Consider the following 22,430-nt stretch of genomic DNA (forward strand, 5'->3'; position numbering starts at 1 on the left):
GCCTCTTTCTGGATCGCTGTTTGCGTCACTCCTCCTCCCCTCCCCCCCCCCCCCCCCCCCCCCCCCCCCCCCCCCCCCCCCGCGGGCGCGACGGGCACAGGATCGATACATGCTGTGGTCCGACCCGCCCGATGAGCCGCCCGAGGAGCTGCGTGATGTGCAGGCCAAGCTCCGCCGGATGGGCATCGTGCTGGCCGTGGCCGTGGTGGTGCTGATGTTCCTGCTCTCCGGGAGATGACGGCGCCGCGCCACTCCCGCCGGCCGCTCCCGTAGGCCGCCCCCATCCGCTGTTCCCGTGCCGCGCGAGGCAACCCTCACAGTTCCCGTCTGCAACCACAGCCGCCGGAATCTCATCTTTCACTCTCGAAGAGCCGCAATTCGGGCGTAGCGCGGTCGGGGCGCCGATCCGCCCGGACCGGCGCAGCCGATGGGGAGTGGGAGTGGGAGAGCGATGAACAGGCCGCTGAGGCACATAGCCGTCTTCTGCGGGGTGCTGGTACTGGCCCTGCTGGCCCGCGCGACCTGGGTCCAGTTCGTCCAGGCCGACGAGCTGGCCAACGACCCCCACAACCGCCGGGTGAAGATCGAGGCGTTCTCCTACCCCCGCGGCAACATCATCGTCGGCGGACAGCCGATCACCGGCTCCGTGGCGACCTCCGGCGACTTCAAGTACAAGCGGACGTACAAGGACGGCCCCATGTACGCCCCGATCACCGGCTTCGCCTCGCAGGCCCAGGGCACGACCCTCCTGGAGGGCATCTACAACAAGGTGCTCAGCGGCAAGGACGACCGGCTCGCGCTCAAGCGCGCCCAGGACATCCTGACCGGTGAGAAGCCGCGCGGCGGCGATGTGATCACCACCATCGACCCCAAGGCGCAGAAGGCCGCCTACAAGGGCCTGACCGACCTCAACGCCAAGGGCGCGGTGGTCGCCCTCGACCCGCGCAACGGCAAGGTCCTCGCGCTGGCCTCCACCCCCTCCTACGACCCTTCGGTCTTCGCCGGCATCTCCAACGCCGAGAGCCGGAAGTTCAAGGCGCTGGACGACGACAAGACCAAGCCGCTGAGCAACCGGGCACTGCGCGAGACCTACGCCCCCGGCTCCACCTTCAAGATCCTCACCGCGGCCGCCGCCCTGGAGCACGGCGTGGTCAGCGACATCGACGCCCCCTCGGGCGCCCCCGCCCCCTACCAGCTGCCGCTGAGCTCGACGAAGATCGGCAACGACGTCGTGGGCGCGCCCTGCGACAAGGCCTCCCTCAAGACCGGCATGCAGTGGTCGTGCAACAACGTCTTCCTCGACACCGCGCTGAAGGTCAGCAAGGACAAGATGCGCGAGACCGCAGAGAAGTTCGGCTTCAACTCCGACGTCTACGACAAGGACTTCGGCGACCTGCTGGCCACCAAGAGCCTCTACCCGGACAAGCTCGACAAGCCGCAGACCGCGCTGACCGGCATGGGCCAGGGCAGCCTGACCAGCACGCCGATGCAGATGGCGATGGTGGTCGCGGCGCTCGCCAACGACGGCAAGCTGATGATGCCGCACCTCGTCGACGAGGTGCGTGGCTCCGACCTGTCGACGATCGAGAAGATCGAGCCGAAGGTGAAGTCCCAGGCCGTCTCCGCCGACACCGCGAAGAAGGTGCAGGAGATGATGGAGTACACCGTCGAGAAGGGCACCGCCGACAAGGCCAAGATCGACGGCGTGACGGTCGGCGGCAAGACCGGCACCGCCCAGCACGGCGCCAACGTCAACGACGAGCGCCCCTACGCCTGGTTCGTCTCCTACGCCAAGCAGAGCGACGGCTCCTCCCCGGTGGCGGTCGCCGTCTTCGTCGACCCCAAGGACATGGACATCCCCCGCTCCGAGATCGCCGGCGGCAAGCTGGGCGGCCCCATCGCCAAGCAGGTCATGCAGGCGGTCCTGGGCAAGTAGTCCGGCCGCACCCGGGCCGGCGGCGGCTCCGTACGATGGCGCCCATGACCGAAGAGCAGCCCCACTCCCCCGCCCGCCCCCGCCGCCTCGTCCTCGCCTCCCAGTCCCCGGCCCGGCTGGCCCTGCTGCGCCAGGCCGGGCTGGCGCCCGAGGTCATCGTCAGCGGCGTCGACGAGGACGCGCTGACCGCGGCCACGCCCGGCGAGCTGGCCCGCGTCCTGGCCGAGGCGAAGGCCGCGGCCGTCGCCGCCCGCCCGGAGGCCGCGGGCGCACTGGTCGTCGGCTGCGACTCGGTCCTGGAGCTGGACGGCCGGGCGCTCGGCAAGCCCGCCGACGCCGAGGACGCCACCGCCCGCTGGAAGTCCATGCGCGGCCGCTCCGGCGTCCTGCAGACCGGCCACTGCGTCATCGACACCGCGACCGGCCGCGAGGTGTCGGCCACCGCCTCCACCACGGTCCGCTTCGGCGAGCCCACGGACGACGAGATCGCCGCGTACGTCGCCAGCGGCGAGCCGCTCTTCGTCGCCGGCGCCTTCACCCTCGACGGCCGCTCCGCCCCCTTCATCGACGGCATCGACGGCGACCCCGGCAACGTCATCGGCCTCTCCCTGCCGCTGCTGCGCCGGCTGCTCGCGGACCTGGACGTGGCGATCACCCAGCTGTGGACCTGAGTCCCTCATAGGCTGCCCGCATGGCAACCGTCGTCGAACTGATCAGCTACCCCGTCAAGGGCTGTGCCGGCACTCCGGCGCCCTCGGCGGAGCTCACCCGGGCCGGCCTCGCCCACGACCGCAGCTTCATGGTCGTCGGCGAGGACGGCGTCTTCCGCAGCCAGCGCACCGCCCCCGCCCTTGCGGTCATACGCCCCGAGGTCGGCCCCCAGGGCACCGAACTCACCCTGTCCGCACCGGGAATCGCTCCCCTGACGTACGAGATCGCCCACGGCGCCGGGTCCGCGGCCCGGTCCGACGTCGAGATGTTCGGCGCGCCCTACCGCGCCGTCGACCAGGGCGAGGCGGCCGCCGGCTGGCTCTCCGAGGTGCTCGGCACGCCCAGCCGGCTCGTCCGGGTACCGCCGGAGCACGACCGGATCACCGACGGCCACACCCCCGGCACCTCCGGCTTCGCCGACAGCAGCCCTGTCCACGTCCTGTCGCTGGCCTCCCTCGCCGACCTCAACGCCCGTATCACCGCCGCCGGACGCGCCCCGGTCCCGATGGAGCGCTTCCGGCCGAACATCGTCGTCGGCGGATGGGACGAACCCCAGACCGAGGACCGGGCCCGCCGGATCACCATCGGCGACGGCGAACTGGGCTACGCCAAGCTCGCCGTCCGCTGCGCCGTCACCCTCGTCGACCAGCGCACCGGCACCAAGGCCGGGCCCGAGCCGCTGCGCACCCTGGCGTCCTACCGCCGCATCCCCGAGGGCGGCGTCGCCTTCGGCGCGAAGTTCTCCGTACTGCGCACCGGAAAGCTCGCCGTCGGCGATGCATTCAACGTCACGGCGTGGGGAACCGATTGATCCGATACGGCCTGATCGACCGGATCAGCCCGATCACACCGGTCCGCCCTGCCCCACGAGGAGTGCGCAGCATGCCCAAGATCCTGCTCATCGCCGGCGACGCCACCGAGGACCTGGAGTTCTTCTACCCCTACCAACGGCTGCTGGAGGAAGGCTACGAGGTCCACATCGCCGCCCCGTCGCGCAAGAAGCTGCAGTTCGTCGTGCACGACTTCGTCGACAACTTCGACACCTACATCGAACGCCAGGGCCACTCCTGGCCGTCCGACCTCGCCCTGTCCGAGGTCGACCCGGCCGAGTACGCCGGGCTGGTGCTCCCGGGCGGCCGGGCCCCCGAGTACCTCCGCAACGACGCCGACTACCGCCGCCTCGTCACCCACTTCTTCGACGCCGACAAGCCGGTCGCCCACATCTGCCACGCGGCCACCACCCTCGCCCCCCTCGGCGTCCTCAAGGGCCGCCGCACCGCCGCCTACCCGGCGTGCGCACCGGACGTGGAGATGGGCGGCGGCGAGTTCGTCGACGACTCGGCGGTGGTCGACGGCAAGGTCGTCTCCGCCCGCGCCTGGCCCGACCACCCGGACTGGATGCGCGCGTTCATGGAGGTGCTGCGGGCGGACGGTGCGGTGAAGGGCTGAGGCCCCGGGCCCGGGGCAGACGTCCCGGGCCCGCTGACTGCTCATCGCCGTCAGCAATGAGCAGCCGATGTGTGCGGGTTGGATCTACGGATGATCAATTCAAGATACCCGCGTAGCGCCACTGAGGGCTCGCGAAATACCCCGGATCAGAACACCGGCAGGGCGTACAGCGATGTTCCGTTCATGATGAAGACCCGGTTGCCATCGGCCGCCAGCCAGCGGCGCTCCGCTTTGGGCAGCGCGAAGGACCAGGCGGGGTAGCCGGTGCGCTGATCCACCGCGTTGACCTGGTTCCAGATGTCCTCGTCGATGAACCACACCCCGTTTCCCTGGACGAGCACCGGGCGGGTGAGGTCGGCCGTCCCGCGGCACTCCAGGATCTTGCTGCCGTCGCTGCGCTTGATCTTGCGGGCCCAGTTGCCGTGCGTGGCGTAGAGCAGATCGTCGTCGTAAGGGGTCGCAGGGCCCCAGTCCTGGTGTCTGTGCCAGGCCGCGTCCCGCGCCTCGACCTTCCACAGCTCCTTGCCGTCGGCCAACCTCAGGGCCCTGAGCGTGCTGCCGTTGAGGTAGACCGTCGAGCCGTGAACTGCCGGGCGGATCGCGCCGTCCCACTGCTTGCGCACATTCCAGACCCGGTGCCCGTCAGAGGTGGCAAAAGCCAGCACATCGCCCTTGTCGGTGGAGACGACCAGCCGGCCTTCGGCAGCGACACCGGGCGGGGTGAGGGCGCCGCGGAAGTCGCCGGTAGGCCGTACCGTCCACCGGACCCTCGCGTCCGAGCGCCCCACCGCGCGCAGTCGGTGGTCCTTGGTCACGAGGTAGACCGCCTCGTCGTCGGCGGCCAGCAGTTGCTCGGCGTCGGCGGCGGCGGTCCAGCGGGGTTCGCCGGTGGAGGCGACGAAGGTGCGAAGGGTGCCGCCGGCGTCGACGGCGGCTATCAGGCGGTCGGAGAGGGAGAGGTAGCGGCCGGTCGCCTTGATGTCGCGGACGGCCCAACGGCGTTTGCCGTCCACCACGTTGTGGGCCGCGATCCCGCCGCCGGCTGCGCCGAAGACGATGACGTCCCGTACGGGCAGCGGCGCCGGGGTCTGTGCGTCGAGCACCTCGATCGGGCCCCAGAGCTCCTTCGGCGACCCGCCGACGATGAAGTCGCCGTCGTCCGCGTTCAGCACGTGCGCCGTCGGGGTCTTCACGGCCGGCGGGAAGGCGAAGAGGTCGGTCTTCTTCTTCGCCGTCGGGGTGCGGGTGGGCGGCCACAGCGCGACGGCCGCGCCGCCGCCCGCTGCGAGGACCACTCCGCCCGCGGCCAGGCCCATCAGGAGCCGGCGCCGGGTCACCGGGTTCGGGGAGCCGGCGGCCTCCCCCGCGATCAGCGTGGTCAGCTCGTGGATCCGGGACTCCCGCTCCTTGATCGCGGCAGCCACCCGGCCACGCCGCCAGGCTCGTTCGGCGCCCTTGGGCGCGGCGAAGGCCGCGGCGATCTGGGCGGGCGTGGGGCGGGCGGCCGGGTCCTTGGCGAGGCAGGGGGCGATGAGCGGCCGCAGCTGCTCCGGGACGCCGTCGAGGTCGGGCTCGTCGTGGACGACCTTGTACTGGAGGGCGGCGATGTGGGTGGCGTCGAACGCGCGGTGGCCGGTGGCCGCGTACACCAGGACCGCGCCGAGGGAGAAGACGTCGGCGGGGGAGGCGACCCGGCGGCCCAGGACCTGTTCGGGGGCGCCGTAGCCGGGCGTCACCGGGACCTGCCCGGTGGTGGTCAGGGTCAGGCCGTGCTCCGGGCGGGCGATACCGAAGTCGATGACGCGCGGTCCGGTCGAGGTCAGGACGATGTTCGGGGGCTTGAGGTCGCGGTGGATCAGGCCCGTGGCGTGGATGTCCCCCAGCGTGCGGGCGATCGAGGCGGCGAGGGCGCGTACGGCCGCGTCGTCGAACGGGCCGTACGCCTCGACGGCCTCGTCGAGGGTCGGTCCGGCCAGGAACTCGGTGGCGATCCACGGCCGGCCGCCCTCGGTCTGCGCGCCGAGCACCCGCGCGACGCCCTTGCTGGTCACGGCCTGTGCCGCCTGCGCCTCGCGAACGAAGCGCTGGACGAGGTTGGTCTCGCCGGTGAGTTCGGGCCGGAGCACCTTGACCGCGGCGACGGTGCCTTCGGCGTCCTGCCCGACGTAGACCTTGCCCATCCCGCCTTCGCCGAGCACGCCGAGCAGGCGGTACGGGCCGAGGCGGAGCGGGTCGCCGGTGCCGAGGGGGTTCATGGTGGCGGCTTTCTGCGGAGGTCGAGGGGGGCGAGGGCGGTGTGTGAAGTGGGCTGTCCGAGGGGGCCGAGGGGCCGGCGGGTGGTCCGGCCCTGGCCTTACTGAAGGGGGAAGCCGGCGAGGAAGTGCTCGCCCGACGCCATGATCATCTTGCTCTGCTCGACGGCGGTGAAGCGGTCCCCGTTGGCCTTGTAGAGGTGGGCGGTGGTGCGCGAGGCGAGATCGATCGCCCGCAGCGCCCCCTCGCTCTTGCTGTACGTGTACGCGTACCGGGAGCCGATGACGGGGCGGGAGGTCGCCGACGCCTGCGCGCCGTCGCCGCCCTTCTCCGTCCAGCGCGGTTTCCCGCCGGCGGCGTCGGTCCCGACGAGACCGAGGCCCTTCTGCACCGCGTAGACCACGCCGTCCTTCAGCACCGGCGGCCCGTAGCTCTTGCCCGCGGCCGATTCCCACGCCTGCCCACCGTCGCTCAGCCGCAGCGCCCGCAGCCGTCCGGCGCCCAGGTACAGGTGCTTGCCGTCGGCCGTCAGCGGGTGGTGCGCGGCGGCCGGCTCGACGTCCCAGGGCTTGTCCCAGACGACCTTGCCGGTGCGGGTGTCCCGGGCGACGACCCGGACCTTGCCGTCGTTCATCTCCTGCAGGAGCAACAGGCGGTCGCCGACGACCTTGGCGGCGAGGAAGTGCCACTGGTCGGACTTCGCCGACCGGAACGGCAGCGGCTCGGTCCACGGCCGGCGCGCCGAACCGAGATCCACGGCGGTCACGGCCCAGGGGATCTGCCGCTGGTACATCTTGACCTTGCCCTGGGAGATGGCCAGGTAGGCGGTGTCGCCGGCGACCGCCAGCAACTGGCTGTCGATACCGCCGAAGTTCGCGTCGGTGATCTCGGCGAGGTGCTTGCCGGCCTTGCCCGTGGCGAGGTCGACGCGGGCGAGGAACCGGTCGACGGTGCGCGGGATCCCGCTGTTGGCGTCGTCGTAGTGCGCGACCCTGACGTTCTGGTAGAGGCGCTCGCCGTCCGAGGCGACCTGCCAGGTGCCGTCGATGTCGGCGGTCCACTTCACCGCGCCGGACGCCGGGTCCATGCGGTAGATCTGCGTGTTGCCCACGACGACGGGCACGCCTCCGGGGACGAAGGGGGCATCGGGCGACTCGTCGTCATAGGTGCCGCCGTTCTGGATCTGCCACACCGAGTCCAGCTTTTTCTTCTTCTGCGCGCTGACGCTCGGACCGGGCGTCGGCTTCTTGTACGGCGCCGCCGGCCCCGGCGCGGATGAGTCACCCTGCCCCAGCCACGCCCACACCCCGGCCCCGGCCCCGGCCACGCCGAGCACCGACCCCGCGCCGGCCATCAGCAGCCCCCGGCGGGAGAGACCCCGCGCCGCGGGCACGTCGGCGGACGGCACGGTCGCCGGCACATCGGCCGGCGGGGCCAGCCGCTGCGGCACGATCTGCCAGACCTCGCTCGCCCGCCGCCCGATCTCGGCGAGCACCGTGTCCGGCAGCAGGTCGGCGAACTCGCCGCCGCCGTCGTGCAGCTGGGCGGACAGCTCGGCGGTGGTCGGGCGCCGGGCGGGGTCCTTGGCCAGGCAGCGGGCCAGGATCGGGGCGAGGGCGGCGGGGGTGCCGGTGAGGTCGGGTTCGCCGTAGGTGACCCGGTACAGCAGGTCCGCGGGCCGGCCGTCGCCGAAGGGGCCGTGGCCGGTGGCGGCGAAGACCAGGACCCCGGCGAGCGCGAAGACGTCCCCGGCGGGGGTGTGTTCCCCGCCGGTCGCCTGCTCCGGCGACATGAACGCGGGGGTGCCGACCGCGGCGCCCGTGTGCGTCAGCCGGTCGTCGCCCAGCGCGCGGGCGATGCCGAAGTCGATGACCTTGGGGCCGTGCGCGGTGACCATGATGTTCGACGGTTTGAGGTCGCGGTGCACGACGTCGGAGTGGTGCAGCTGGCCGAGCGCGGCACACAGCGCCGCCCCCAGGGCCCGTACGGATGCCTCGGGCAGCGGGCCGGCCAGCTCCACCGCCTCGTCCAGCGGCGGGCCGAGGACGTACTCGGTGGCGATCCAGGGGGTTTCGGCGAGCGGATCGGCCTCGACGACCTGGGCGCCGTGGCGTGGGCCGATGACCCGGGCGGCGTCCGCCTCCAGCCGGAACCGGGTGCGGAAGGCGGTCTCGGTGGCGATCCGGGCGTGCATGGTCTTGACCGCCACGGTCCGGCCGCCCGGCGAGCGCGCCAGGTAGACGGTGCCCATACCGCCACTGCCCAGCCGGGCGATGAGGCGGTAGGGGCCGAAGCCGTGCGGGTCGTCGTGGGTCAGGGCGGAGGGCATGGCGGCATTAGTCCTGGCGTGCGGCGGGCGGAGGCGGAAGGGTCGCGGCGAGCAGGCCGGCCGACTGGCGGGCCAGGGCCGCGATGATCCGGCCGGGCAGCCAGCCGGGGCCGAGCGCGGCGGCGGCCCGCTCGGCGGGGTTGCCGGCGGTGTCGGGGCCCGCGCCGGGGTGCGCGGCGATCGGGCTGAGCGCGTCCAGCAGCTCGGCCGGGCGCGGCCGGGCGGCCGGATCCCGGGACAGGCAGGCCGTGATGACGGACCGCAGGGCGGCCGGCAGTTCCTCCCGTTCCGGCACGGTGTGGCCGGTCGCGGCGTAGGCGAGGGTCGCGCCCAGGGCGTAGACGTCACCCGCCGGCTGCGGGTGCCCGCCGCTGGCCTGCTCCGGCGGCAGGCTTCCGGACTCCAGGCCCGGCAGCCCGGAGCGCGCGGTGCCGTCGGCGGCCGCGGCGCGTACCGCCCCGAAGCAGGTGAGCCGGGGCCCGTCCGCCGCCAGCAGTACGGCCGCCGGCGAGATGCCGGCGTGCGTCAGTCCCTGCCCGTGGCCGATGATCACGGTCTCCACGAGGGCCGCGCCCAGGGCCCGTACGGTGCGTTCGGGCAGCGGGCCGCCGTACACGGCGAGGGCGGACGGCATCGGGAGCACCGGGAGGTAGGGGCGGGCGTGCCAGGCAACGTCACCGGGCGCGGCCAGCTCGGCGACCGGGGCGGACCACGGTCCGAGCAGATAGCGGGAGGCCTCCGCCTCGGCCAGGAACCGGCCGGGGTCGGCCCCCGCGAGCGGCAGCCCGATCAGCACCGTGCGGTCGCCGTCCGCGCTCCGCCCGATGAACCGCTGCTCGGGTACGGGTACCGGGGACGCCTCGTCGTCCAGCCGGCCCAGCACCGTGTACGGGCCGATCGCGACCGGCGCGCCCGTTCGCGCTCCGGCACCGGCAACTGACGCCTGCATGCGCACCATCCCCCGTCGACGACACAGCGCGCAGAGCCTAACCCGGGCGTGTCGGGGGGCCTTCGGCGGAGTCGACCGGGGTCGGGGAGCGGGGAGTTCGGGTGGGGGGGCGGGTGCCGGTGCGGGTGCGGGTGCTTTCAGACCGTGCCGGGCGCCGCCGCCGGACCGTTCGGCGCGCCCTCGGGGGCGCCGTCGCTCTCCTGCCCGCTACGGCCCTCCCCGTACGCCACCAGCGTCAGCACGATCAGGCCCAGCACGACGCTCATCGCGAGGAAGGCGATCCAGCCGACCAGGCCGACGGCGAAGGCGCCCAGCAGGCCGTGGACCACGGCGGCGCTGATCAGGGCGATCCGGGCGAAGCCGCCCGGGGCGCGGTCGACCGCCGCGGTGCGGATCAGAACGGCGGCGCAGAACAGGAGATAGAGCCCGAAGAGGATGCCGCCTATCCAGGAGCCGGCGGACATCGCGCGGGGCTCCAGACCGGCCAGCGACATCTGCTGCCGGTCCACGACGATGCTCAGGATCCAGTTGAGCAGCACGATCCCGAAGGCCTCCAGGATCAGTACCACCGCCGCGGCCGCCGCCACCGGTCGTCGTGCCATCACCCCGCCCACCCACTTCCGGAAGACATCCGTTACCGCGAGTACAAAGACATCGGGCACGCTACTAATGGGTAACAGCAAGGGCAAGGGTTCTGCGCGAGTGGGTGCGGACATCTGCGGGCGACGGTCCGGCGGCACGCCGACGGACGGAGCCGGCGGCAAAGTTTTCTTCGCCCATTCGTAGGGACTCCACAAAGAATTGACGATCCACTGGATGCCGGAAGTGCGAGACCTAGGCCACACCGCGTCTCGAGCCGGAGCCCGTGAATCCGGGCCTACCCTGGGATACCAGGGGGCTTAGGTCCCTCACTGGCGCTCCGGGCACACTCCGTGTGGGAAAGCTCACCCCAGGGAACGGGTCGGCACGCGGTGTCGCCAGTCCCTAAAATCGCCGCATCCCTATTGTTGCGGCGAAGCGCCAAGGAAGGACCCCCATCGTGCGCAAGGTGCTCATCGCCAACCGTGGCGAAATCGCTGTTCGCGTTGCCCGTGCATGCCGGGACGCGGGGATCGGCAGCGTAGCCGTCTACGCCGACCCCGACCGGGACGCTGTGCACGTACGCGCGGCAGACGAGGCTTACGCCCTGGGCGGTGACACTCCTGCCACCAGTTACCTGGACATCGCCAAGGTCCTGGCCGCCGCCGCCGATTCGGGCGCGGACGCCATCCACCCCGGCTACGGCTTCCTCTCCGAGAACGCCGAGTTCGCCCAGGCCGTCCTGGACGCGGGGCTGACCTGGATCGGCCCTCCCCCGCATGCCATCCGCGACCTCGGCGACAAGGTCGCGGCCCGGCACATCGCCCAGCGCGCCGGTGCGCCGCTGGTCGCCGGCACCTCCGACCCGGTCTCCGGCGCGGAGGAGGTCGTGGCCTTCGCCAAGGAGCACGGCCTGCCGATCGCGATCAAGGCGGCCTTCGGTGGCGGCGGCCGCGGCCTGAAGGTCGCCCGCACCCTCGACGAGGTCCCCGAGCTGTACGACTCGGCCGTCCGTGAGGCGGTCGCCGCCTTCGGCCGCGGCGAGTGCTTCGTCGAGCGCTACCTGGACCGCCCGCGGCACGTCGAGACCCAGTGCCTGGCCGACAAGCACGGCAACGTGGTCGTGGTCTCCACCCGCGACTGCTCGCTGCAGCGCCGCCACCAGAAGCTGGTGGAGGAGGCCCCCGCGCCGTTCCTGACGGACGAGCAGAACGCCGAGCTGTACCGCGCGTCCAAGGCCATCCTCAAGGAGGCCGGCTACGAGGGCGCCGGCACCTGCGAGTTCCTCGTCGGCCAGGACGGCACGATCTCCTTCCTGGAGGTCAACACCCGTCTGCAGGTCGAGCACCCGGTCACCGAAGAGGTCACCGGCCTGGACCTGGTCCGCGAGATGTTCCGGATCGCCGACGGCGAGGAGCTCGGCTACGACGACCCGGCGGTGCGCGGCCACTCCTTCGAGTTCCGTATCAACGGTGAGGACCCGGGCCGCAACTTCCTCCCGGCGCCCGGCACGGTCACCCGCTTCGACGGCCCCAGCGGCCCCGGCGTCCGCCTGGACGCGGGTGTGGAGTCCGGCTCGGTCATCGGCCCGGCCTGGGACTCCCTGCTGGCCAAGCTGATCGTCACGGGCGCCACCCGCGAGCAGGCGCTGCAGCGCGCCGCCCGTGCGCTGGCGGAGTTCCAGGTGGAGGGCATGGCCACGGCCATCCCCTTCCACCGCGCGGTCGTCAAGGACCCGGCGTTCGCCCCCGAACTGACCGGCTCCGCGGACCCGTTCACCGTCCACACCCGCTGGATCGAGACCGAGTTCGTCAACGAGATCGCGCCGTTCGCCGCGCCCGGTGCGGAGGAGGCCGAGGCCGACACCCGTGAGACGGTCGTCGTCGAGGTCGGCGGCAAGCGCCTGGAGGTCTCGCTGCCGTCCTCGCTCGGCATGCCGCTGGCCCGCGCCGCGGTCGCCGGTGGCGCCAAGCCCAAGCGCAAGGCGGCCAAGAAGGCCGGCAGCGCCGCCTCCGGCGACGCGCTCGCCTCGCCGATGCAGGGCACCATCGTCAAGGTCGCCGTCGAGGAGGGCCAGCAGGTCACCGAGGGCGAGCTGGTCGTCGTCCTGGAGGCGATGAAGATGGAGCAGCCGCTGAACGCGCACCGCTCCGGCACCATCAAGGGCCTGACCGCCGAGGTCGGCGCGGCGCTCACGTCCGGCGCGGTGATCTGCGAGATCAAGGACTGACCCGGTAGTTCCGAAACCTTCGAGGGGCTCGTGGCGGTGGACCGCCGCGAGCCCCTCGAACATGTCCGGGACCTTCCGCGCCGCAATCGGCGCACCCGCTACGAGTTGCCCACCACGTCCTCCGGGAACGTCAGCCGCTTGCCCATCCACTCCAGCGCGGAGGGCACCTCGCGCCGCCAGGTGGCGAAGTTGTGGCTGCCGTGGTCGAGGACGACGGCGTCGGCCTTCATCGGCGCTCGCACCGCGGCCAGGAAGGCCTGCGCTGCCGGGTAGTTCTTCTCGCCCGTACGGCTCGTCCCCACCAGGACGCTCACCTGCGGGGCCGGCAGGTGCCGCAGCCGCCACAGCAGATCGTGCTCCTGACGGCGGCGCACCCGGTCCCGGCCGTCGCCGAAGAGGTTGCCGGTCGTGGGGTCGTTGCTGACCTTGTAGTCGGGCGAGAGAGCGGCCGCCGCGGTGTAGGTGCGGTCGTGCCGCATGGCGAGCTGGAGGGCGCAGGAGCCGCCCGAGGAGTAGCCCAGCACGCCCCAGCCGCCGGGGTCGTGGCCGATCCGGTAGTGCGACTTCAGGGCGTCGGGGACGTCGCGGGCGAAGAAGGTCTCGGCCTGCGGGCCGCCGGGCACGTCGACGCACTGGGTGTCGCGCGGCGGCGCGATGGTGGGCCGCAGCATCACGATGACGGTCGGCTGCATCCGGCCGGCGCGGATCAGCCCGGCGGCGGTCTGCGGCAGCCGCAGATGCTGGGCCAGCAGGAACGTGCCGCCCGGGTAGCCGCTGAGCGCGACGATGACGGGGAAGCGCTGGCGGGCGTACTGCGGCTGGAAGTACTGCGGCGGCAGATAGACATAGGCCGGGTCCACCGCCCGGGTCCGCTTGCCGACGATCCGTACCGCCTCGACCTTGCCCGCCTGGTCCGGCGGGCCCTTCGGCAGGCCGTGCACCTTGTCCAGGCCGTCCGGGCCCGAGGTCTGGACCAGGCCCTTGGACGGGTCGCCGGCCGGGCCGGCCATACCGCCCTCGCCCCACTTCCCGGCGGCGGCCGGCGCGTCGTCGTACAGGCCGAGCAGCTCGCGCCAGGAGCCGTAGAACTGGAAGTTGGCGTTCACCGCGAGGCCCAGCGCCGCCACGATGGTCAGCTGGGTGGCGGCGATCGAGCCGAGCCGCCCCAGCAGCGCCCGCGGCCCGCGCCCGGCGAACCGCGGCCACAGCCAGAGCGTGAGTCCTACGCAGACCACGGCGACCGCGGCCATGGCGTACAACAGCGACCGGCTGGTCAGTCCCATGACGTTTTCCCCAGATGTCCGGCGCCGCGCACCGCTCCCCGGCGGCCTGGCACGGCGTCTTCCCGGGTCTCCGGAACAGCCCGGAAGACCTCATTGCGCCAGGTTTGATGTCTCTTGACGGCGCGGCGTTGCGGCCCGCCCGAGGTGTTCGACCGCGCGACCACCGCGGTATGCCGCGACTTCACGCCCAGGCCGCCGGCCGTCCACCGGGCGGGGCGCGGGAGCACCCCCGAGACAACAGGAGGGCACCTCCGGCATTCCTTGCATACCGCACCGGATCACCCCGCGATCGGGCAATGGCATCCTGGATCCACCGGGCCGCAAACCGGCCGGGTCGAGGAAGGACGGCGATGGCGACGGAGACGGCAGGGCAGCAGCGGCAGGCGGTGCGAGGTCCGGTGCCGGCCGCACCGACGCGGGCACATGACGTGCGCCCCATGCGGGCCGACGCCCGCCGCAATTACGACCGGCTGCTGACCGAGGCCCGTACGGCCTTCACCGAACACGGCACGGACACCTCACTGGAGGACATCGCACGCCGCGCCGGTGTCGGCATCGGCACCCTCTACCGGCACTTCCCCAACCGCACCGCCCTGATGGGCGCGGTCTTCCAGAGCGAGGTGGAGGCCCTGCTGACGTACGCCGGCCAGCTGGCCGACGCACCCCAGCCGTGCGCCGCGCTGGTCGACTGGCTGCGTGCGATCATCACCCACGCCAGTACCTACCGTGGGCTGTCGCGGGCCCTGATGACCGCCTCGGCGGACGAGAGTTCGGGCATGGCGCGGTGCAGCGTGCCGATGCGGGAGGCCGGCGGCGCGCTGCTGGCCCGCGCCCAACAGGCCGGTGCGGTGCGTCCGGATGTGAGCATCGGCGATCTGATGCAGCTGACCAACGGCATCGCGCTGGCCGTCGAGGAGTCCCCGGACGATCCGAAGCTCGCCGATCGGCTGCTGAGGCTCACCCTGCGCGGGCTGAAGCCGGAGAGCGGCTCCGGCTGAGAAGGCGCGCTGCCGGCAGGGCGCCTTCCCCGGGCCCGGCCGCCCGCCCGGGCAGCCGCTCAGCGCCGCCGTGGCGCCAGATCGGCGACCCGGCCGCCGCCCGGTGACTCGCTCAGCGACGCCGCCGAGCGCAGCTGCGGCGCACCGCCCGTGGCGCCCGGCGCATGGCTGCGCCGCTGTCCCGGCAGCGGGACGTCCCGCCGCGGGCTCCGGCGGTCGCCGGCGGCACCGTCCAGGCCCGGCTGGCCCGTCGCGTGCCCCGCGCCCGGACCGCCGGCGACGGCGATCTGCACCCCCTGGTCGGCCAGCGCCTGGAGTTCGGTGGCGGCGCGGTCGTCATGGGCCGGTGGCTCGTCCGTGACCAGGCGGGTGATCACGTCCGTCGGCACGGTCTGGAACATCGTGTCGGAGCCGAGCTTGGTGTGGTCGGCGAGCACCACCACCTCCCCCGCCGCCTGGACCAGCGCCCGGTCGACGCTGGCGGAGAGCATGTTGGAGGTGGACAGGCCGCGCTCGGCGGTCAGCCCGCTGCCCGACAGGAAGGCGCGGGAGACCCGCAGGCCCTGAAGGGACTGTTCGGCACCGCTGCCGACCAGTGCGTAGTTGGAGCCGCGCAGGGTGCCGCCGGTCATCACGACCTCGACGCGGTTGGCATGGGCCAACGCCTGGGCGACGAGCAGGGAGTTGGTGACGACGGTGAGTCCGGGGACCCGGGCGAGCCGGCGGGCCAGCTCCTGGGTGGTCGTTCCCGCGCCGACGACAATGGCCTCGCCCTCTTCGACGAAGCCGGCCGCGAGATCGGCGATGGCCGTCTTCTCCGCGGTCGCTAGATGGGATTTCTGCGGGAATCCGGATTCCCTGGTAAAACCTCCCGGCAGGACCGCACCGCCGTGCCGGCGGTCGAGCAGTCCCTCTGCCTCCAGCGCCCGCACATCCCGCCGTACGGTTACTTCGGAGGTCTGGACGACGCGGGCGAGCTCCCGGAGCGAAACCGCTCCGTTGGCGCGCACCATTTCAAGGATCAATTGGCGACGTTCTGCAGCGAACACGAAACTGACAGTAACGCCAACGACCGTCTGTTTTCAGCAGGTTGCACCAATTAACGGAAGTTGTTCACAGCGTGCAGCCCGACGTGGTATGCGGCGCGCATATGTCGCGCATACCTCGAACTGCCGCGCGGCACCGCGCGCTTGCTGCCTGGTCAGCCGCCCTGACGGCCGGCGCGGCGGCGACTCGCCGCCGCAGCCGGGCCGCCGGCCCATGCAGGCACGTTTCATCCCCAGTGCTCACTGGGGGCACAAAGTTTTCAATCGCCAATGGGCGCCGGGGTGTCGCTTCTTTATCGGTTGTCCGCCGGTTACTCGCCCGCGGTCTTACGGGAGTGCAACTGGCGGGCGACCTCGGCGATCGAGCCGGACAGCGACGGGTAGACCGTGAAGGCGCTGGCGATCTGCTCGACGGTCAGATTGTTGTCGACCGCGATCGAGATGGGGTGGATCAGCTCGCTGGCGCGCGGGGAGACCACCACACCGCCGACGACGATGCCCGTGCCCGGACGGCAGAAGAGCTTCACGAAGCCGTCGCGGATGCCCTGCATCTTGGCGCGCGGGTTGCGCAGCAGCGGCAGCTTCACGACCCGGGCGTCGATCCGGCCGCTGTCGACGTCGGCCTGGGAGTAGCCGACGGTGGCGATCTCGGGGTCGGTGAAGACGTTCGCGGAGACGGTCTTGAGGTTCAGCGGGGTCACCGCGTCACCGAGGAAGTGGTACATCGCGATCCGGCCCTGCATCGCGGCGACGGACGCCAGCGCGAAGACGCCGGTGCAGTCGCCGGCCGCGTACACGCCGGGGGCGGTGGTGCGCGAGACCTTGTCGGTCCACACGTGGCCGGAGTCCTTGAGCTTGACGCCGGCCGCCTCCAGTCCGATGCCCTCGGTGTTGGGGATCGAGCCGACCGCCATCAGGCAGTGCGTACCGGAGATCGTCCGGCCGTCGGCGAGGGTGACCTCGACGCGGTCGCCGACGCGCTTGGCGGACTGTGCCCGCGAGCGCGCCATGACGTTCATGCCGCGGCGGCGGAAGACGTCCTCCAGCACGGCGGCGGCGTCCGGGTCCTCGCCCGGCAGCACGCGGTCGCGGGAGGAGACGAGGGTGACGCGGGAGCCGAGCGCCTGGTAGGCACCGGCGAACTCGGCGCCGGTGACACCGGAACCGACCACGATGAGCTCCTCGGGCAGCTCGTCGAGGTCGTAGACCTGCGTCCAGTTCAAGATCCGCTCGCCGTCGGGCAGCGCGTCGGGGATCTCGCGGGGGTGCGCGCCCGTGGCGATCAGCACCGCGTCCGCGATCAGGCCCTCGGACGTGCCGTCGGCGGCGGTCACCGTCACCTTGCGCGAACCGTCCGGCGCCTGGCCCGGCTCCAGCCGGCCGCGGCCGCGCATGACCCGGCCGCCGGCGCGGGTCACGGAAGCGGTGATGTCATGCGACTGGGCGAGCGCCAGGCGCTTGACGCGCCGGTTGACCTTGCCCAGGTCGACGCCGACGACCCGGGCCGGCCGATCGATGTGCGGCGTGTCGTCCTCGACGATGATGCCCAGCTCCTCGTACGAGGAGTCGAAGGTCGTCATCACCTCGGCCGTGGCGATGAGGGTCTTCGACGGCACGCAGTCGGTCAGCACCGACGCCCCGCCCAGACCGTCGCAGTCGACGACGGTCACCTCCGCGCCGAGAGAGGCCGCCACCAGGGCCGCTTCGTATCCGCCGGGTCCGCCACCGATGATCACGATCCGAGTCACGTACTCCATTGTCCCGCACGCCCGAAGCTCCCTCTCGCCCGGGGGCTCCGTGTGCGCCCCGCAGCCGCCCGGACGCCCTCCGCAGCGCCCCGTCGTACGAACCTCCGGTACCACGAGCCCGGCGGGCAACCTCCCGTACCCTCGGAACCATGTCGCTCTACGCCGCGTACGCCGGCAACCTCGACGCGCGGCTGATGTCCCGCCGCGCACCGCACTCGCCGCTGCGCGGCACCGGCTGGCTCAACGGCTGGCGGCTGACCTTCGGCGGCGAGCAGATGGGCTGGGAGGGCGCGCTGGCGACGGTCGTCGAGGACCCGGCATCCCAGCTCTTCGTCGCGCTCTACGACGTCGCCCCCATGGACGAGGAGTCCCTGGACCGCTGGGAGGGCGTCGGCATGGAGATCTACCGGCGGATGCGGGTGCGGGTGGACACCCTCGAAGGCGACGAGACGGCCTGGATCTACGTGCTCAACGGCTACGAGGGCGGACTGCCCTCCGCCCGCTACCTGGGCGAGATCGCGGATGCCGCGGAGTCGGCCGGCGCGCCGCACGACTATGTGATGGAGCTGCGCAAGCGGCCCTGCTGAGGAGCGGCCGGGCGGGCCGGTACCGCGGTGCGCCCGGGGCCGGGGCCCGAATGCGGCCGGGGCCGGTCCCGGAATGCGGCCGTACGGGTGTCGCGACGCGCCCGGGCGACGGGCGTTTGGCAAATGCCACAAGACAACGATCCCAGCACCGTGGGCAGCGACATCTACGCGCGTAGGGGATTACCGGCTACCCTCGTCCGCGTGAACGCATCTGTTACCCCCGACATCGCGCGCGACCCGCAGGGCGCCGCCGCCGACGCCGCCGCCCGCCTGCGGGAGCTGACCGGCGCCGAGACCCACGACGTCGCCCTGGTGATGGGCTCCGGCTGGGCCCCGGCCGCCGAGGCCCTGGGCGCGCCCGAGCACGAATTCCCCGTCACCGAGCTGCCCGGCTTCCCGCCCCCGGCCGTCGCCGGCCACGGCGGCAAGATCCGCTCCTACCAGGTCGGCGCCAAGCGGGCGCTGGTCTTCCTGGGCCGCACCCACTACTACGAGGGCCGCGGCGTGGCCGCCGTCGCGCACGGTGTCCGCACCGCCGTGGCGGCCGGCTGCAAGACCATCGTGCTCACCAACGGGTGCGGTGGTCTGCGCGAGGGCATGCGCCCCGGCCAGCCGGTCCTGATCAGCGACCACCTCAACCTCACCGCCACCTCCCCGATCGTCGGCGCCAACTTCGTCGACCTGACCGACCTGTACTCGCCGCGGCTGCGCGCGCTGTGCAAGGAGGTCGACGCGAGCCTGGAGGAGGGCGTCTACGCCCAGTTCCCCGGCCCGCACTACGAGACCCCGGCCGAGATCAAGATGATCCGCACGCTGGGCGCCGACCTGGTCGGCATGTCCACCGTCCTGGAGGCCATCGCGGCCCGTGAGGCCGGCGCCGAGGTCCTCGGTCTGTCGCTGGTGACGAACCTCGCCGCCGGTATGACGGGCGAGCCGCTCAACCACGAGGAGGTGCTCCAGGCCGGCCGCGACTCCGCGACCCGGATGGGCAGCCTGCTCGCCCAGGTGCTCGGCAAGCTCTGAGCCACCGCGGCGCCGTGAGCGCCACGGCCACGGACACGGCGGGGGGGGGGGGGGGGGGGGGGGGGGGGGGGGGGGGGGGGGGGGGGGGGGGGGGGGGGGGGGGGGGGGGGGGGGGGGGGGGGGGGGGGACGTACGTACGCGTCCGGCTGATCGCGCAGATCAGCCGGACGCACCACCCGCGCACCGCCCGCCTCCGCGACCCGCCGATGGCCGGTTCTGCGGCTCCCTTCCCGCACGTACGGGGTAAGCGTGACGAGCCGGGACCAGCCCCCGCTCACGGGCCCCCCGCAGCGCGCCCCCCACCCGTATCCACCGTCAGGAGCATCACGTGGCTACCGATCCCGCGGAGCTGATCAACCGGGCCCAGGCATGGCTGGCCGAGGACCCCGACCCGGAGACCCGGGAGGAGCTGTCCAAGCTCATCGAAGCCGCCGACGACGCCGACATCGCGACGGAGCTGGCCGCGCGGTTCGCCGGCACCCTGCAGTTCGGCACCGCCGGGCTGCGCGGTGAGCTGGGCGCGGGCCCGATGCGGATGAACCGCTCGGTGGTCATCCGGGCCGCGGCCGGCCTCGCCGCGTACCTCAAGGCCAAGGGCCAGGGCTCGGGACTGGTCGTCATCGGCTACGACGCGCGCCACAAGAGCGCCGACTTCGCCCGCGACACCGCCGCCGTGATGGTCGGCGCGGGCCTGCGCGCCGCGCTGCTGCCCCGCCCGCTGCCCACGCCCGTACTGGCCTTCGCGATAAGGCACCTGGGCGCGGTCGCCGGCGTCGAGGTCACCGCCAGCCACAACCCGCCGCGCGACAACGGCTACAAGGTCTACCTGGGCGACGGCTCGCAGATCGTGCCGCCCGCGGACGGCGAGATCGCCACCGAGATCGCCGCGATCCGCTCGCTGGCCGACGTACCGCGCCCCGAGTCCGGCTGGGAGACCCTCGACGACGCCGTGCTCACGGCCTACCTGGCGCGCACCGACGCCGTGCTGACCCCCGGCTCCCCCCGGGACGTGAACGTCGTCTACACGCCGATGCACGGCGTCGGCCGGGACACCCTCCTCGCCGCCTTCGACCGGGCCGGCTTCCCGGCCCCCGCGGTCGTCGCGGAGCAGGCCGAGCCGGACCCGGACTTCCCGACGGTCGCCTTCCCCAACCCGGAGGAGCCGGGCGCGATGGACCTCGCGTTCGCCACCGCCCGGTCCCAGGGCGCCGGCGAGGTGGACATCGTCATCGCCAACGACCCCGACGCGGACCGCTGCGCGGTCGCCGTCCCGGCCCCCGGCACCCCCGAGGGCTGGCGGATGCTGCGCGGCGACGAGGTCGGCGCCCTGCTCGCCGCCCACCTGGTCGCCAAGGGCGCCTCCGGCACCTTCGCCACGACGATCGTCTCCTCCCAGCTGATGTCCCGTATCGCCGCCGGCGCCTCGCTCCCGTACGAGGAGACGCTGACCGGCTTCAAGTGGCTGGCCCGGGTGGACGGTCTGCGCTACGCCTTCGAGGAGGCGCTCGGCTACTGCGTCGACCCCGAGGGCGTACGCGACAAGGACGGCATCACCGCCGCCCTGCTGATCGCCGAACTGGCCGCGGAGCTCAAGCAGGCCGGCCGCACGCTCGGCGACCTGCTGGACGACCTCGCGGTGCGGTTCGGGCTGCACGCCACCGACCAGCTCTCGGTCCGCGTCGAGGACCTGTCGCTGATCTCCGACGCGATGCGCAGGCTGCGCGAGCAGCCGCCGACCTCGCTGGCGGGCCTGACCGTGCAGCGCGCCGACGACCTGAACGAGGGCACCGAGGCACTGCCGCCGACCGACGGCCTGCGCTACTACCTGTCCGGTGCGCCGGAGGCCGGCATCGAGGCCGCCCGCGTCGTCGTCCGCCCCAGCGGCACCGAGCCCAAGCTCAAGTGCTACTTGGAGGTCGTGGTCCCGGTGGAGTCGGCGAACGGCCTGCCGGAGGCCCGCGGCCGGGCGGCCGGGACGCTGGCTGCCCTCAAGGGGGATCTGTCGGCGGCGGCCGGGATCTGAGAGCTTTCTGCTCTTCTCACGCCATGCGCCCCGCTCCCGGGTTCACCGGAGGGCGGGGCGCGTTGCGTTGGGTCGTCTTCAGCGCTCGACCACGTACGTCACGAAGTCGGCCCACGCGGTCGGCGTGAAGCCGAGGCGGGGCCCCTGGGCGTTCTTGGAGTCACGCACGTGGATCGTGCCGGGGGTGGTCGCGACCTCGACACAGTCGTTGCCATCGCCACTGCTGCTGTAGCTGCTCTTGAACCATTCCAGCTCGGAAGCATCCCCAGCAGAGGACTTCTCGATCATGTCTCTCCCAGCACTTGCTCGATGAAGGCCAGTGACTCCCGTGGCGTAAGAGCCTCAGCCCGGATCATCCCGTAGCGCAACTCAAGGATCCTGAGCTGCTTCGGATCGGAGACCGGGCGGCCACTGAATGCGCCCTCGGAACGCCCCACCGCGGTGCCGTCGGGGAACTTCAGCACCTCGATCAACCCACCGGTCCCGGGGTGCTCCTCGCAACTGGTAGGAATCACCTGGATCGCCACATTCCGCAACTTCCCGACCTCCAGAAGGCGTTCGAGCTGTCGGCGCCACACCATTGTGCCTCCGACCGGACGGCGAAGCGTCACCTCTTCCTGCACGAAGCTGAGCGCCGGGATGGGATCCCGCTCGAAAATGGATCGCCGGGCCATCCGTGCAGCCACCATGCGATCCATCTCGCCTTCCGTGTAAGCGGGCAACCACGCCGCAAACAGGGCCCGCATATGCTCCTCGGTCTGCAACAGGCCATTGATGTTGTGGTGGTGATACGCCGCCACCTCAACAGCCTTGGCCTCCAACTTCGCCAAGTCCCGTACCTTCTTCGGATACCGGGCCTCCGCCACATCCCGCTTCATGGCGGCCAGCTTTCCGCCCGCCCCCAGCACCTCGTCCGCCCTGTCCAGGAACTCCGGCCGGGGGATGCGCCGCCCGCCCTCCACCTTGTAGATCAGGTCCTCCCCGTACCCGATCGCCGCCCCGAACTCGGCGGCCCGCAGTCCGGCCGCCTCGCGCCACGCCTTGAGCTGGCGGCCGACCGTCGCCACCACCGCCGCCCCCGACTCGTCGTCCGGATCGACGTCCCAGCCCGGCTCGTCCGCCCCCGTCTCCCCGGTCTCCCCAGTCCCCACGCCCTCGCCGTCCAAGGTCATCCGCGCCCACCTCCGAGATCCGTTCCTGGTCAACGCCCCGACTCACCGCGATGTCACTCCGGACAGCCGGGACAGCACCGGACAAGCCCGGGACAGGCTCCGTACGCAAGGGCG

19 protein-coding genes are annotated in these 22,430 nt (G+C 72.5%); 10 read left to right on the top strand and 9 right to left on the bottom strand.

The features are described 5' to 3' along the window. Positions 1 to 109 precede the first annotated feature (109 nt). The 5 genes from mmpB (at position 110) to ACZ5XZ_RS34800 (ending at position 4,096) form a co-directional block, all read left to right on the top strand. The gene (mmpB, locus tag ACZ5XZ_RS34780; protein ID WP_468985634.1) at positions 110 to 238 is read left to right on the top strand and encodes a morphogenic membrane protein MmpB; all 129 of its coding nucleotides are present in this window, start codon (positions 110 to 112) and stop codon (positions 236 to 238) included. 213 nt (positions 239 to 451) lie between these two features. After that, positions 452 to 1,936, top strand: a complete 1,485-nt coding sequence (locus ACZ5XZ_RS34785; protein ID WP_468985636.1) for a peptidoglycan D,D-transpeptidase FtsI family protein — start codon at positions 452 to 454, stop codon at positions 1,934 to 1,936. 35 nt (positions 1,937 to 1,971) lie between these two features. Continuing rightward, positions 1,972 to 2,607: a nucleoside triphosphate pyrophosphatase gene (locus ACZ5XZ_RS34790; protein WP_384492200.1), complete on the top strand. Its 636-nt coding sequence runs from the start codon at positions 1,972 to 1,974 to the stop codon at positions 2,605 to 2,607. A gap of 20 nt (positions 2,608 to 2,627) precedes the next feature. Next, complete coding sequence (locus ACZ5XZ_RS34795) at positions 2,628 to 3,458, top strand: MOSC domain-containing protein (RefSeq protein WP_468985639.1); 831 nt, start codon at positions 2,628 to 2,630, stop codon at positions 3,456 to 3,458. Between the two features lie 71 nt (positions 3,459 to 3,529). Continuing rightward, entirely contained in the window at positions 3,530 to 4,096 is a 567-nt protein-coding gene (locus tag ACZ5XZ_RS34800) for a DJ-1/PfpI family protein (RefSeq protein ID WP_468985642.1), read from the top strand. 146 nt (positions 4,097 to 4,242) lie between these two features. Here ACZ5XZ_RS34800 and ACZ5XZ_RS34805 read toward each other — a convergent pair whose 3' ends face one another. The 4 genes from ACZ5XZ_RS34805 to ACZ5XZ_RS34820 all read right to left on the bottom strand — a co-directional run bounded on the left by ACZ5XZ_RS34805 (position 4,243) and on the right by ACZ5XZ_RS34820 (position 10,229). Then, complete coding sequence (locus tag ACZ5XZ_RS34805) at positions 4,243 to 6,351, bottom strand: protein kinase domain-containing protein (RefSeq protein ID WP_468985643.1); 2,109 nt, start codon at positions 6,349 to 6,351, stop codon at positions 4,243 to 4,245. Between the two features lie 98 nt (positions 6,352 to 6,449). Next, positions 6,450 to 8,678 carry a protein kinase domain-containing protein gene (locus ACZ5XZ_RS34810; protein WP_468985646.1) on the bottom strand — a complete coding sequence of 743 codons (2,229 nt, stop codon included), beginning with the start codon at positions 8,676 to 8,678 and terminating at the stop codon, positions 6,450 to 6,452. Between the two features lie 7 nt (positions 8,679 to 8,685). Beyond that, the gene (locus ACZ5XZ_RS34815) at positions 8,686 to 9,627 is read right to left on the bottom strand and encodes a protein kinase family protein (RefSeq protein WP_468985648.1); all 942 of its coding nucleotides are present in this window, start codon (positions 9,625 to 9,627) and stop codon (positions 8,686 to 8,688) included. Between the two features lie 137 nt (positions 9,628 to 9,764). Further along, positions 9,765 to 10,229 carry a hypothetical protein gene (locus ACZ5XZ_RS34820; RefSeq protein WP_468985651.1) on the bottom strand — a complete coding sequence of 155 codons (465 nt, stop codon included), beginning with the start codon at positions 10,227 to 10,229 and terminating at the stop codon, positions 9,765 to 9,767. Positions 10,230 to 10,666: 437 nt separating this feature from the next. Here ACZ5XZ_RS34820 and ACZ5XZ_RS34825 point away from each other — a divergent pair, with 437 nt between their 5' ends. Then, positions 10,667 to 12,436, top strand: a complete 1,770-nt coding sequence (locus ACZ5XZ_RS34825) for an acetyl/propionyl/methylcrotonyl-CoA carboxylase subunit alpha (RefSeq protein ID WP_468985653.1) — start codon at positions 10,667 to 10,669, stop codon at positions 12,434 to 12,436. A gap of 98 nt (positions 12,437 to 12,534) precedes the next feature. Here the strand turns inward: ACZ5XZ_RS34825 and ACZ5XZ_RS34830 are convergent, their stop codons facing one another. Next, positions 12,535 to 13,719 carry an alpha/beta hydrolase gene (locus ACZ5XZ_RS34830; protein ID WP_468985655.1) on the bottom strand — a complete coding sequence of 395 codons (1,185 nt, stop codon included), beginning with the start codon at positions 13,717 to 13,719 and terminating at the stop codon, positions 12,535 to 12,537. Positions 13,720 to 14,156: 437 nt separating this feature from the next. Here ACZ5XZ_RS34830 and ACZ5XZ_RS34835 point away from each other — a divergent pair, with 437 nt between their 5' ends. Further along, on the top strand, positions 14,157 to 14,717 hold the full coding sequence (locus ACZ5XZ_RS34835; protein ID WP_468985736.1) for a TetR/AcrR family transcriptional regulator: 561 nt from the start codon (positions 14,157 to 14,159) through the stop codon (positions 14,715 to 14,717). Between the two features lie 59 nt (positions 14,718 to 14,776). Here the strand turns inward: ACZ5XZ_RS34835 and ACZ5XZ_RS34840 are convergent, their stop codons facing one another. Next, positions 14,777 to 15,730: a DeoR/GlpR family DNA-binding transcription regulator gene (locus tag ACZ5XZ_RS34840; protein ID WP_468985739.1), complete on the bottom strand. Its 954-nt coding sequence runs from the start codon at positions 15,728 to 15,730 to the stop codon at positions 14,777 to 14,779. A 344-nt stretch (positions 15,731 to 16,074) separates the two neighbouring features. Next, positions 16,075 to 17,520 carry an NAD(P)H-quinone dehydrogenase gene (locus ACZ5XZ_RS34845; protein ID WP_393489535.1) on the bottom strand — a complete coding sequence of 482 codons (1,446 nt, stop codon included), beginning with the start codon at positions 17,518 to 17,520 and terminating at the stop codon, positions 16,075 to 16,077. 140 nt (positions 17,521 to 17,660) lie between these two features. On the opposite strand from ACZ5XZ_RS34845, the gene ACZ5XZ_RS34850 reads away from it, so the two are divergent. From ACZ5XZ_RS34850 to ACZ5XZ_RS34860, 3 genes are all read left to right on the top strand, one after another. Next, positions 17,661 to 18,098 (top strand): gamma-glutamylcyclotransferase family protein, encoded by a 438-nt coding sequence (locus ACZ5XZ_RS34850; protein ID WP_468985658.1) that lies wholly within the window; start codon positions 17,661 to 17,663, stop codon positions 18,096 to 18,098. A 201-nt stretch (positions 18,099 to 18,299) separates the two neighbouring features. Beyond that, on the top strand, positions 18,300 to 19,121 hold the full coding sequence (locus tag ACZ5XZ_RS34855) for a purine-nucleoside phosphorylase (protein WP_468985661.1): 822 nt from the start codon (positions 18,300 to 18,302) through the stop codon (positions 19,119 to 19,121). A 328-nt stretch (positions 19,122 to 19,449) separates the two neighbouring features. After that, positions 19,450 to 21,144, top strand: coding sequence for a phospho-sugar mutase (locus tag ACZ5XZ_RS34860; RefSeq protein WP_468985663.1), 1,695 nt, complete (start codon positions 19,450 to 19,452; stop codon positions 21,142 to 21,144). 78 nt (positions 21,145 to 21,222) lie between these two features. Here ACZ5XZ_RS34860 and ACZ5XZ_RS34865 read toward each other — a convergent pair whose 3' ends face one another. Then, positions 21,223 to 21,432 (bottom strand): DUF397 domain-containing protein, encoded by a 210-nt coding sequence (locus tag ACZ5XZ_RS34865; protein ID WP_468985665.1) that lies wholly within the window; start codon positions 21,430 to 21,432, stop codon positions 21,223 to 21,225. Then, the gene (locus ACZ5XZ_RS34870) at positions 21,429 to 22,316 is read right to left on the bottom strand and encodes a helix-turn-helix domain-containing protein (RefSeq protein WP_468985667.1); all 888 of its coding nucleotides are present in this window, start codon (positions 22,314 to 22,316) and stop codon (positions 21,429 to 21,431) included. Before ACZ5XZ_RS34870 ends, ACZ5XZ_RS34865 begins: the two co-directional genes overlap by 4 nt. Between the last annotated feature and the right edge of the window lie 114 nt (positions 22,317 to 22,430).

Source organism: Streptomyces sp. NPDC033270 (genome assembly GCF_055576575.1).

What these genes read in the sequence shown, in the direction of transcription:
- ACZ5XZ_RS34830 (WP_468985655.1), bottom strand. Translation starts at nt 13,719, where the DNA reads ATGGGACTGACCAGCCGGTCGCTGTTGTACGCCATGGCCGCGGTCGCC.
- mmpB (WP_468985634.1), top strand. Translation starts at nt 110, where the DNA reads ATGCTGTGGTCCGACCCGCCCGATGAGCCGCCCGAGGAGCTGCGTGAT.
- ACZ5XZ_RS34845 (WP_393489535.1), bottom strand. Translation starts at nt 17,520, where the DNA reads ATGGAGTACGTGACTCGGATCGTGATCATCGGTGGCGGACCCGGCGGA.
- ACZ5XZ_RS34850 (WP_468985658.1), top strand. Translation starts at nt 17,661, where the DNA reads ATGTCGCTCTACGCCGCGTACGCCGGCAACCTCGACGCGCGGCTGATG.
- ACZ5XZ_RS34815 (WP_468985648.1), bottom strand. Translation starts at nt 9,627, where the DNA reads ATGCAGGCGTCAGTTGCCGGTGCCGGAGCGCGAACGGGCGCGCCGGTC.
- ACZ5XZ_RS34870 (WP_468985667.1), bottom strand. Translation starts at nt 22,316, where the DNA reads ATGACCTTGGACGGCGAGGGCGTGGGGACTGGGGAGACCGGGGAGACG.
- ACZ5XZ_RS34790 (WP_384492200.1), top strand. Translation starts at nt 1,972, where the DNA reads ATGGCGCCCATGACCGAAGAGCAGCCCCACTCCCCCGCCCGCCCCCGC.
- ACZ5XZ_RS34820 (WP_468985651.1), bottom strand. Translation starts at nt 10,229, where the DNA reads ATGGCACGACGACCGGTGGCGGCGGCCGCGGCGGTGGTACTGATCCTG.
- ACZ5XZ_RS34835 (WP_468985736.1), top strand. Translation starts at nt 14,157, where the DNA reads ATGCGGGCCGACGCCCGCCGCAATTACGACCGGCTGCTGACCGAGGCC.
- ACZ5XZ_RS34805 (WP_468985643.1), bottom strand. Translation starts at nt 6,351, where the DNA reads ATGAACCCCCTCGGCACCGGCGACCCGCTCCGCCTCGGCCCGTACCGC.
- ACZ5XZ_RS34810 (WP_468985646.1), bottom strand. Translation starts at nt 8,678, where the DNA reads ATGCCCTCCGCCCTGACCCACGACGACCCGCACGGCTTCGGCCCCTAC.
- ACZ5XZ_RS34785 (WP_468985636.1), top strand. Translation starts at nt 452, where the DNA reads ATGAACAGGCCGCTGAGGCACATAGCCGTCTTCTGCGGGGTGCTGGTA.
- ACZ5XZ_RS34795 (WP_468985639.1), top strand. Translation starts at nt 2,628, where the DNA reads ATGGCAACCGTCGTCGAACTGATCAGCTACCCCGTCAAGGGCTGTGCC.
- ACZ5XZ_RS34865 (WP_468985665.1), bottom strand. Translation starts at nt 21,432, where the DNA reads ATGATCGAGAAGTCCTCTGCTGGGGATGCTTCCGAGCTGGAATGGTTC.
- ACZ5XZ_RS34800 (WP_468985642.1), top strand. Translation starts at nt 3,530, where the DNA reads ATGCCCAAGATCCTGCTCATCGCCGGCGACGCCACCGAGGACCTGGAG.
- ACZ5XZ_RS34840 (WP_468985739.1), bottom strand. Translation starts at nt 15,730, where the DNA reads ATGGTGCGCGCCAACGGAGCGGTTTCGCTCCGGGAGCTCGCCCGCGTC.